This window comes from Enterobacter sp. K16B (genome assembly GCF_020216105.1).
Lineage (GTDB): Bacteria > Pseudomonadota > Gammaproteobacteria > Enterobacterales > Enterobacteriaceae > Enterobacter > Enterobacter sichuanensis.
In genome coordinates, this window is record NZ_JAIWJZ010000129.1 from 17,158 (window position 1) to 27,193 (window position 10,036).

The 10,036-nt window shown below is 51.7% G+C and carries 11 protein-coding genes; all 11 read left to right on the plus strand.

Going from position 1 to position 10,036, the window contains the following annotated elements; translation table 11 throughout:
* The first annotated feature begins 672 nt into the window (after nt 1-672).
* The 11 genes from cydA (at nt 673) to cpoB (ending at nt 9,828) form a co-directional block, all read left to right on the plus strand.
* Nucleotides 673-2,241, plus strand: coding sequence for a cytochrome ubiquinol oxidase subunit I (cydA, locus tag LDK53_RS20045; RefSeq protein WP_025757209.1), 1,569 nt, complete (start codon nt 673-675; stop codon nt 2,239-2,241).
* Between the two features lie 15 nt (nt 2,242-2,256).
* A complete protein-coding gene (gene cydB, locus LDK53_RS20050) occupies nt 2,257-3,396 on the plus strand; it encodes a cytochrome d ubiquinol oxidase subunit II (RefSeq protein ID WP_059386061.1) in 1,140 nt (379 codons plus the stop codon).
* A gap of 14 nt (nt 3,397-3,410) precedes the next feature.
* Nucleotides 3,411-3,524, plus strand: coding sequence for a cytochrome bd-I oxidase subunit CydX (gene cydX / locus LDK53_RS20055; RefSeq protein ID WP_003858598.1), 114 nt, complete (start codon nt 3,411-3,413; stop codon nt 3,522-3,524).
* Nucleotides 3,524-3,814: a cyd operon protein YbgE gene (ybgE, locus tag LDK53_RS20060; protein ID WP_014831116.1), complete on the plus strand. Its 291-nt coding sequence runs from the start codon at nt 3,524-3,526 to the stop codon at nt 3,812-3,814. Before cydX ends, ybgE begins: the two co-directional genes overlap by 1 nt.
* A 416-nt stretch (nt 3,815-4,230) precedes the next feature.
* Nucleotides 4,231-4,635 carry a tol-pal system-associated acyl-CoA thioesterase gene (gene ybgC / locus LDK53_RS20065; RefSeq protein ID WP_003858593.1) on the plus strand — a complete coding sequence of 135 codons (405 nt, stop codon included), beginning with the start codon at nt 4,231-4,233 and terminating at the stop codon, nt 4,633-4,635.
* On the plus strand, nt 4,632-5,324 hold the full coding sequence (gene tolQ / locus LDK53_RS20070) for a Tol-Pal system protein TolQ (RefSeq protein ID WP_008501101.1): 693 nt from the start codon (nt 4,632-4,634) through the stop codon (nt 5,322-5,324). The genes ybgC and tolQ overlap by 4 nt, the downstream gene beginning before the upstream one ends.
* A gap of 3 nt (nt 5,325-5,327) precedes the next feature.
* Complete coding sequence (gene tolR, locus LDK53_RS20075) at nt 5,328-5,756, plus strand: colicin uptake protein TolR (RefSeq protein ID WP_003858589.1); 429 nt, start codon at nt 5,328-5,330, stop codon at nt 5,754-5,756.
* Nucleotides 5,757-5,784: 28 nt separating this feature from the next.
* Complete coding sequence (gene tolA, locus LDK53_RS20080) at nt 5,785-7,068, plus strand: cell envelope integrity protein TolA (protein ID WP_025757210.1); 1,284 nt, start codon at nt 5,785-5,787, stop codon at nt 7,066-7,068.
* A gap of 109 nt (nt 7,069-7,177) precedes the next feature.
* The gene (tolB, locus tag LDK53_RS20085; RefSeq protein WP_225287895.1) at nt 7,178-8,470 is read left to right on the plus strand and encodes a Tol-Pal system beta propeller repeat protein TolB; all 1,293 of its coding nucleotides are present in this window, start codon (nt 7,178-7,180) and stop codon (nt 8,468-8,470) included.
* A 35-nt stretch (nt 8,471-8,505) separates the two neighbouring features.
* The gene (pal, locus tag LDK53_RS20090; RefSeq protein WP_003858578.1) at nt 8,506-9,027 is read left to right on the plus strand and encodes a peptidoglycan-associated lipoprotein Pal; all 522 of its coding nucleotides are present in this window, start codon (nt 8,506-8,508) and stop codon (nt 9,025-9,027) included.
* A gap of 9 nt (nt 9,028-9,036) precedes the next feature.
* Nucleotides 9,037-9,828 (plus strand): cell division protein CpoB, encoded by a 792-nt coding sequence (gene cpoB / locus LDK53_RS20095; protein WP_025757212.1) that lies wholly within the window; start codon nt 9,037-9,039, stop codon nt 9,826-9,828.
* Nucleotides 9,829-10,036 lie beyond the last annotated feature (208 nt).

Here is a 10,036-nt window from a genome sequence, read left to right on the forward strand (position 1 = left end):
TTGGCCGCTGTAAAGCGGCCTTTTTTATTGCCTGCCGGGCGTCATGCAATAGTCACAACTGGGTGTTAATTAGAGAGGATGTAAAAGTAAAATAATTGTTATTTATTTGCCTTAAGAGAGCAGATGGAAAAAAACAAAAAACGTACTAAAATTTATGTCCTGAATAAATCAGCCATTAAGCATTACTAAGTTAATAAAAATCACTTCTGTTTATATTCATCCGTTGATTCGATAACCTTAATTGTATTTCATATACATATCTTTAACATGGTTTTTACCATGTTCACCACATCAAAACACAATTAACACATAGAATTGTTTTTGATTTAAATCAATGTTTAATCCTTGGAAAAAGGCGTCGAAAAGCGCTAAATTGTTCCCGATCAAAATGGCCGAAAAGTGGTAATTTTGCTATAAATTGATCGCCGTCGAAAAACGTAAATATGATTCAATAAAAACCTGTTTATTGTAAGGGTTTTGCAGCGTATTATATTTACGGGATCAATTTGAGTTTTTTATTAACGTATTCGTAACCTCACGTCATCGTTTTTATCCTCCCTCAGGGTAATAACGACGACAAGGATGCGAATAATTTGTATTGGGGCATGCGTGTGGGTCTCGTTCTGACGGGGTTCACTCTCGGAGTCTTCATGCGATGAGCAAGGAGTCATGATGTTAGATATAGTCGAACTGTCGCGCTTACAGTTTGCCTTGACCGCGATGTACCACTTCCTGTTTGTGCCACTGACGCTCGGTATGGCGTTCCTGCTGGCCATCATGGAAACGGTATACGTTCTCTCCGGCAAACAGATTTATAAAGATATGACCAAGTTCTGGGGCAAGTTGTTTGGTATCAACTTTGCGCTGGGCGTGGCAACCGGTCTGACCATGGAGTTCCAGTTCGGGACTAACTGGTCTTACTATTCTCACTATGTAGGGGATATCTTCGGTGCGCCGCTGGCCATTGAAGGTCTGATGGCCTTCTTCCTCGAATCCACCTTTGTAGGTCTGTTCTTCTTCGGTTGGGACCGTCTGGGTAAAGTCCAGCATATGGCGGTAACCTGGCTGGTGGCATTAGGTTCGAACCTGTCCGCGCTGTGGATCCTGGTCGCGAACGGCTGGATGCAGAACCCTATCGCGTCTGATTTCAACTTCGAAACCATGCGTATGGAGATGGTCAGCTTTGCCGAGCTGGTCCTGAACCCGGTAGCACAGGTTAAATTCGTCCACACCGTGGCTTCTGGCTATGTGTGCGGCGCGATGTTTGTACTGGGCATCAGCTCTTATTACATGCTGCGTGGTCGTGACTTCGCCTTTGCCAAGCGCTCCTTTGCTATCGCTGCAAGCTTCGGTATGGCTGCCATCCTCTCTGTTATCGTTCTGGGTGATGAATCCGGTTACGAAATGGGTGACGTGCAGAAAACCAAACTGGCCGCAATTGAAGCCGAATGGGAAACACAACCGGCACCTGCTGCCTTTACGCTGTTCGGTATCCCCGATCAGGATGCGCAGGAAAACCGCTTCGCGATTCAGATCCCTTACGCGCTGGGTATCATCGCAACCCGTTCTGTTGATAAGCAGGTGACGGGTCTGAAAGAGCTGATGGTTCAGCATGAAGAGCGTATCCGTAACGGTATGAAAGCCTACTCGCTGCTGGAACAGCTGCGTGCCGGCTCGACAGACCAGGCTGTTCGTGACCAGTTCAATACCGTGAAGAAAGATCTCGGTTACGGTCTGCTCCTGAAACGTTATACCCCGAACGTTTCCGATGCGACGGAAGCGCAGATCCAGATGGCAACCAAAGACTCCATTCCGCGTGTTGCACCGCTGTACTTTGCGTTCCGTATCATGGTGGGCTGCGGCGTCATCATGCTGCTGATCATTGCGGCGTCCTTCTGGTCCGTGATTCGTAACCGCATCGGCGAGAAAAAATGGCTGCTGCGTACCGCGCTGTACGGTATTCCACTGCCGTGGATCGCGATTGAATCTGGCTGGTTTGTTGCGGAGTATGGCCGTCAGCCATGGGCGATTGGTGAGGTACTGCCAACGGCAGTGGCGAACTCTTCCCTGACAGCGGGCGACCTGATCTTCTCCATGCTGCTGATTTGTGGTCTGTACACCCTGTTCCTGGTGGCTGAACTGTTCCTGATGTTCAAGTTCGCGCGCCTTGGCCCGAGCAGCCTGAAAACCGGTCGCTATCACTACGAGCAGTCCACTGCGACTACTCAGCCGGCACGCTAAGACAGGAGTCATCAAATGATCGATTATGAAGTATTACGTTTTATCTGGTGGCTGTTGGTCGGCGTTCTGCTGATCGGTTTTGCCGTCACGGATGGTTTCGACATGGGGGTGGGGATGCTCACCCGTTTCCTCGGTCGTAATGACACCGAGCGTCGAATCATGATCAACTCCATCGCCCCGCACTGGGACGGTAACCAGGTGTGGCTGATCACCGCTGGCGGCGCGCTGTTCGCTGCCTGGCCGATGGTCTACGCGGCTGCGTTCTCCGGTTTCTATGTGGCGATGATTCTGGTGCTGGCCTCTTTATTCTTCCGTCCGGTCGGTTTCGACTACCGTTCCAAGATTGAAGATACCCGCTGGCGTAACCTGTGGGACTGGGGCATCTTTATCGGTAGCTTCGTTCCGCCGCTGGTGATTGGCGTGGCCTTTGGTAACCTGCTGCAGGGCGTACCGTTCCACATGGACGAGTACATGCGTCTTTACTACACCGGTAACTTCTTCCAGCTGCTGAATCCGTTTGGTCTGCTGGCAGGTATCGTGAGCGTGGCGATGATCATCACTCAGGGCGCAACTTACCTGCAGATGCGTACCGTGGGTGAACTGCACCTGCGTTCGCGCGCGACGGCTCAGGTTGCCGCGCTGGTTACGCTGGTCTGCTTCGCGCTGGCCGGTGTGTGGGTGGTGTACGGCATTGATGGCTACGTGGTAACGTCCGCTATCAACCACGCAGCGCCGTCTAACCCGCTGACTAAAGAAGTCGCGCGTCAGGCAGGTGCATGGCTGGTGAACTTCAACAATACGCCTGTTCTGTGGGTTGTCCCTGCACTGGGTGTGTTGCTGCCGCTGCTGACCGTGCTGACGTCTCGCCTGGAGAAAGGCGCCCTGGCGTTCGTGTTCTCCTCACTGACGCTGGCGTGCATCATCCTGACTGCGGGTATTGCCATGTTCCCATTCGTCATGCCATCCAGCACCATGCTGAATGCTAGCCTGACCATGTGGGATGCAACCTCCAGCCATATGACGCTGAACCTGATGACCTATGTTGCTTGCGTGTTCGTTCCGATTGTTCTGGCCTACACCATCTGGTGTTACTGGAAAATGTTCGGACGTATCACTAAAGAGCATATCGAAAGCAACACCCACTCTATGTACTAAGTAAGGAGCTGAATATGTGGTACTTCGCATGGATTTTAGGGACGCTTCTTGCCTGTGCTTTTGGTGTCATCACTGCCCTGGCGCTTGAGCACGTTGAAGCGACCAAAGCAGGTGAAGAAAAACACTGATGAATATTATCGCGACACTTTACGCGGTAATGGATAAGCGCCCGTTACGGGCGCTTTCTTTAGTGATGGCATTACTGCTGGCAGGTTGTATCTTCTGGGACCCTTCGCGCTTTGCAGCGAAAACCAGCGAGCTGGAAATCTGGCACGGCTTCCTCATTATGTGGGCGGTGTGCGCAGGTGTGATCCACGGCGTGGGCTTTCGCCCGAAAGCCATTCACTGGCAGGGGATTTTTTGCCCCCTCATTGCCGATCTGGTGCTTCTCGCAGGTTTGATTTTCTTCTTCTTCTGAATAAGAAATGTCCGTTAACGTTATGGGCTTACCCGAGCCCATAAAAATTTACTCTCCGTTTACTTTCTCCCATTCCAAACCATCTTTCCCGCGCGTATAGTAGCGAAGTTTAAAAGCTCTAACTTGAGGTTGTGTCCTGTCATTGTGCGCAGTGGCGACGCTGAACCATCAGGACGTTATCAAGGCGGAGTGCGCAGGACATAGTGGTACTATGTCCAAGTGCGACAACGCAGAGAACGTCCTGAGGGTACGCGTCCCGAAGGGCTGAGGACATTTTTACACAGCACCGCGTTGCTCGCGGCTTATTTGGAGCCACCAAATCTCGCCGCTCGCGCCTTGTTCTGTGTAAAAATGTCCGTCAGCGCCATCCGCGAACAATGACAGGACACAACCTAATTGCATTACTGGGATGTAAAGTGAATACAACGCTGTTTCGATGGCCGGTTCGTGTCTATTACGAAGATACCGATGCCGGTGGTGTGGTTTACCACGCCAGCTACGTTGCTTTTTATGAACGGGCACGCACAGAGATGCTGCGCCATCATCACTTTAGTCAACAGGTGCTGTTGGCTGAGCGAGTTGCCTTCGTGGTACGCAAGATGACGCTTGAGTATTTTGCGCCTGCCAGACTCGACGATATGCTCGAAGTCCAAACTGAAATTACATCAATGCGCGGGACCTCACTGGTTTTCACGCAGCGGATAGTCAACGCAGAGAACACCGTACTGAACTCAGCTGAAGTACTGATTGTTTGTGTTGATCCAACCATAATGAAGCCTCGTGCGCTTCCTAAGTCTATTGTCGCGGAGTTTAAGCAGTGACTGACATGAATATCCTTGATTTGTTCCTGAAGGCAAGCCTTCTGGTTAAACTTATCATGTTGATTTTGATTGGTTTTTCAATCGCATCCTGGGCCATCATCATCCAGAGAACGCGTATCCTCAATGCTGCTGGCCGTGAAGCAGAAGCGTTTGAAGATAAGTTCTGGTCGGGCATTGAGCTTTCTCGTCTGTATCAGGAAAGCCAGGGACGCCGTGAAAACCTGACCGGCTCCGAGCAAATTTTTTATAGCGGCTTCAAAGAGTTCGCCCGTCTGCACCGCGCAAATAATCATGCGCCGGAAGCGGTCGTGGAAGGGGCCTCGCGTGCCATGCGTATCTCAATGAACCGTGAGCTGGAAAACCTTGAAACCCACATTCCTTTCCTTGGTACTGTCGGTTCCATCAGCCCGTATATCGGCCTGTTTGGTACGGTGTGGGGCATCATGCACGCCTTTATCGCGCTGGGTGCGGTGAAGCAGGCGACGCTGCAGATGGTTGCCCCGGGGATTGCAGAAGCACTGATTGCGACCGCTATCGGTCTGTTTGCGGCAATCCCGGCGGTTATGGCTTACAACCGTCTGAACCAGCGCGTGAACAAACTGGAATTGAACTACGACAACTTTATGGAAGAGTTCACTGCGATTCTGCACCGTCAGGCGTTTACCAGCACCGAGAGCAACAAGGGGTAAACCATGGCCAGATCGCGTGGACGAGGTCGTCGCGAGCTCAAGTCCGAAATCAATATCGTTCCACTGCTGGACGTTCTGTTGGTACTGCTGCTGATCTTCATGGCGACAGCGCCAATCATTACCCAGAGCGTGGAAGTGGATCTGCCGGATGCGACAGAATCACAGGCGGTAAGCACCAATGACGATCCTCCGGTTATCATTGAGGTTTCCGGCGTAGGGCAATATAGCGTCGTGGTTGAAAAAGATCGTATGGATCAGCTTCCACCTGAACAGGTCATTGCTGAAGCGCAGCGTCGCCTGGAGTCAAATCCGAAAACGGTCTTCTTAATCGGTGGCGCGAAAGACGTACCCTACGATGAAATTATTAAAGCGCTGAACTTGCTACATAGTGCGGGTGTTAAGTCAGTTGGCTTAATGACTCAGCCTATTTGATCATCCGCGTAGTTTTTGGGAACCGATAGTGTCAAAGGCAACCGAACAGAACGACAAGCTTAAGCGAGCGATAATCGTCTCCGCAGTGCTGCATGTGATTCTCTTTGCAGGGCTGATCTGGAGTTCGTTCGACGAGCATATTGATGCATCAGGCGGCGGTGGCGGTTCTTCCATTGACGCCGTAATGGTGGATCCCGGTGCGGTCGTGCAGAACTATAACCGTCAGCAACAGCAGCAGGCGAGCGCAAAACGGGCTGAAGAGCAGCGTGAAAAACAGGCGCAACAGCAAGCGGAAGAACTGCGTGAAAAGCAGGCCGCTGAGCAGGAGCGTCTGAAGCAGCTTGAAAAAGAACGTTTGCAGGCCCAGGAAGCGGCGAAAGAGCAGGCACAGCAGCAGAAGCAAGCTGAAGAGGCCGCGAAGAAAGCCCAGGAACAGCAAAAGCAGGCGGAAGAGGCGGCAGCGAAAGCCGCAGCGGATGCAAAAGCACAGGCTGATGCCCAGGCGAAATTAGCGGCAGAAGCGGCGAAGAAAGCTGCTGCTGACGCCCAGAAGAAAGCCGAAGCGGAAGCCGCGAAGAAAGCCGCTGCTGATGCCCAGAAGAAAGCTGAAGCGGAAGCCGCGAAAAAAGCCGCTGCTGATGCCCAGAAGAAAGCAGAAGCAGAAGCCGCGAAAAAAGCCGCTCAGGAAGCAGAGAAGAAAGCTGCTGCCGAAGCCGCGAAGAAAGCGGCTGCAGCCGAGAAAGCAGCAGCAGAAAAAGCTGCCGCTGCTGAAAAAGCGGCTGCGGAGAAGAAAGCGGCCGCAGAGAAGGCTGCTGCCGACAAAAAAGCTGCAGCTGAGAAGGCCGCTGCCGATAAGAAAGCAGCAGCTGAAAAAGCGGCTGCTAAAAAGGCTGCCGCCGCTGAAAAAGCCGCTGCTGCCGCAGGGGTTGACGATCTGCTGGGCGATTTGAGCTCCGGTAAGAATGCGCCGAAAACGGGCGGTGGGGCGAAAGGAAGTAATGCTGCTCCTGCGGGAAGTGGTAACACTAAGAACAACGGTGCTTCTGGCGCTGAAATCAATGACTATAAGAACCAGATTGCTGCGGCTATAGCCAGCAGGCTTAACGATAAATCATTGTATACCGGGAAAACGTGCAGACTGCATATTAAACTGGCTACTGATGGTATGGTGCTGAGCGTTGAGTCAGAAGGTGGAGATGAAGCATTGTGCCAGGCTGCGCTTGTTGCGGTTAACCAGGCAAAATTGCCTAAACCACCGAGCCAGGCTGTGTATGAGGTATTCAAAGATGCCTCGCTGAACTTTAAGCCATGAGCAGAATGGCAGCGGTTTATGTTGGCGAGTTCTGATAGTTTTGTGTAAATGAGTTTGTTAACCTTCTGCTAAATTATCCAGGGCGAATTGTTCGGATAAGGGAGATATGATGAAGCAGGCATTACGATTAGCGTTTGGTTTTTTAGTACTGTTGACTGCAACAGTACATGCAACAGTCAGCATTGACATTACAGACTGGAACGACTCGGCACGCCCAATCGGTGTTGTTCCGTTCCAGTGGGCCGGTGCTGGCGCTGCACCTGAAGATGCCGGTGGCATCGTGGCGGCTGACCTGCGTAACAGCGGTAAATTCAACCCGTTAGATCGTTCTCGTCTGCCTCAGCAGCCGGGTAGCGCGCAGGAAGTTCAACCTGCCGCGTGGTCTGCACTGGGCATTGATGCCGTGGTTGTGGGTCAGGTTACCCCTAACCCGGACGGCTCTTACAATGTGGCCTGGCAGCTGGTGGATACCGGCGGTGCGCCAGGTACCGTTCTGGCACAGAACTCTTACAAGGTCACTAAACAGTACCTGCGCTATGCGGCACACGCAGCCAGCGATGCGGTATTCGAAAAACTGACCGGCATTAAAGGTGCGTTTCGTACCCGTATTGCTTACGTGGTACAGACCAACGGTGGTCAGTTCCCGTATGAGCTGCGCGTATCTGACTACGATGGTTACAACCAGTTCCTTGTGAAGCGTTCTTCCCAGCCTCTGATGTCTCCAGCCTGGTCTCCGGACGGCTCTAAACTGGCCTATGTCACCTTCGAAAGCGGCCGTTCTGCGCTGGTTATCCAGACGCTGGCTAACGGTGCTGTTCGTCAGGTGGCGTCGTTCCCTCGCCACAACGGTGCGCCGTCGTTCTCTCCGGACGGGTCTAAACTGGCGTTTGCGCTGTCTAAAACCGGTAGCCTGAACCTGTACGTAATGGACATTGGCTCTGGCCAGATCCGTCAGGTCACCGACGGTCGCAGCAACAACACTGAACCTTCGTGGTTCCCGGACAGTCAAAACCTGGCGTTTACCTCTGACCAGGCTGGCCGTCCACAAATCTACAAAGTAAACATCAACGGCGGTGCTCCGCAGCGTATTACCTGGGAAGGTTCTCAGAACCAGAACTCAGACGTGAGCAGCGACGGTAAATTTATGGTAATGGTAAGCTCCAACGGTGGGCAGCAACACATTGCCAAACAAGATCTGGTAGCGGGTGGCGTGCAAGTTCTGTCGTCAACGTTCCTGGATGAAACGCCAAGTCTGGCACCTAACGGCACTATGGTAATCTACAGCTCTTCTCAGGGGATGGGATCTGTGCTGAATCTGGTTTCTACAGATGGGCGTTTCAAAGCGCGTATTCCGGCAACTGATGGACAGGTAAAATCACCTGCCTGGTCGCCGTATCTGTAAATAATAATTAATTGATTACTAAAGGAATCATAGAAATGCAACTGAACAAAGTGCTGAAGGGGCTGATGATCGCTCTGCCTGTAATGGCAATCGCAGCGTGTTCTTCTAACAAGAACGCCAGCAATGACCAGAGCGGCGAAGGCATGATGGGTGCCGGCACCGGTATGGACGCGAATGGCAATGGCAACATGTCTTCTGAAGAGCAAGCGCGTCTTCAGATGCAGCAGCTGCAGCAGAACAACATCGTTTACTTCGATCTGGATAAATACGACATCCGTTCTGACTTCGCTGCGATGCTGGATGCTCACGCTAACTTCCTGCGTAGCAACCCATCTTACAAAGTCACCGTAGAAGGTCACGCGGACGAACGTGGTACTCCAGAGTACAACATCTCCCTGGGTGAACGTCGTGCTAACGCTGTTAAAATGTACCTGCAGGGTAAAGGCGTTTCTGCTGACCAGATCTCCATCGTTTCTTACGGTAAAGAAAAACCTGCAGTACTGGGTCACGACGAAGCGGCTTACTCCAAAAACCGTCGTGCCGTACTGGTTTACTAAGAGAATTGCATGAGCAGTAACTTCAGACATCAACTGTTGAGTCTGTCGTTACTGGTTGGAATAGCGGCCCCCTGGGCCGCTTTTGCTCAGGCACCAATCAGTAGTGTCGGCTCAGGCTCGGTAGAAGACCGGGTCACTCAACTCGAGCGTATTTCAAACGCTCACAGCCAGCTTTTAACCCAACTCCAGCAACAACTTTCCGATAACCAAAACGATATTGACTCTCTCCGCGGACAGATTCAGGAAAGCCAGTATCAGCTTAACCAGGTTGTGGAACGTCAGAAGCAAATCTTGTTGCAAATAGATAGCCTGAGCAGCGGTGGTGCAGCACAAGCACAGCCAGCCGCGGGCGATCAGAGCGGGGCGGCAACCTCTGCGCCAGCAGCGGATGCATCTGCTTCAACAGGCGCGCCTGTACAGAGCGGTGATGCGAATACCGATTACAACGCGGCCATTGCCCTGGTGCAGGATCAATCTCGTCAGGATGACGCGCTTGTTGCGTTTCAGAACTTCGTTAAGAAATACCCTGATTCCACTTATCAGCCGAATGCGAATTACTGGCTTGGTCAGTTGAATTACAACAAGGGTAAAAAGGACGATGCGGCGTTTTATTTTGCCTCAGTGGTGAAAAACTATCCGAAATCGCCAAAAGCGCCTGATGCAATGTACAAAGTGGGCGTAATCATGCAGGACAAAGGCGACACTGCGAAGGCCAAAGCGGTTTACCAGCAGGTGGTTGCAAAATTCCCGGGCACCGAAGGTGCTAAGCAGGCGCAAAAACGTCTGAATTCGATGGGATGATTACCGCATGACCAGAAATCGCGTTATTTCTGGTCGTGCCGCATGATTACTAAGCAGTTAAGTGATCTTCATCGAAATTTTTGTTGCGCTGAATTCTTAAATCAGTAATATATGCCGCCGTTGCCACGGGATATCAAACAACGTGAAAACAGCGTAAAAGTGGGTCGTTAGCTCAGTTGGTAGAGCAGTTGACTTTTAATCAATTGGT

Excerpts from the sequence above, each read along its gene's own strand:
- cydB (WP_059386061.1), top strand. The coding sequence starts at position 2,257 with ATGATCGATTATGAAGTATTACGTTTTATCTGGTGGCTGTTGGTCGGC.
- pal (WP_003858578.1), top strand. The coding sequence starts at position 8,506 with ATGCAACTGAACAAAGTGCTGAAGGGGCTGATGATCGCTCTGCCTGTA.
- cydX (WP_003858598.1), top strand. The coding sequence starts at position 3,411 with ATGTGGTACTTCGCATGGATTTTAGGGACGCTTCTTGCCTGTGCTTTT.
- ybgE (WP_014831116.1), top strand. The coding sequence starts at position 3,524 with ATGAATATTATCGCGACACTTTACGCGGTAATGGATAAGCGCCCGTTA.
- tolR (WP_003858589.1), top strand. The coding sequence starts at position 5,328 with ATGGCCAGATCGCGTGGACGAGGTCGTCGCGAGCTCAAGTCCGAAATC.
- tolB (WP_225287895.1), top strand. The coding sequence starts at position 7,178 with ATGAAGCAGGCATTACGATTAGCGTTTGGTTTTTTAGTACTGTTGACT.
- cydA (WP_025757209.1), top strand. The coding sequence starts at position 673 with ATGTTAGATATAGTCGAACTGTCGCGCTTACAGTTTGCCTTGACCGCG.
- cpoB (WP_025757212.1), top strand. The coding sequence starts at position 9,037 with ATGAGCAGTAACTTCAGACATCAACTGTTGAGTCTGTCGTTACTGGTT.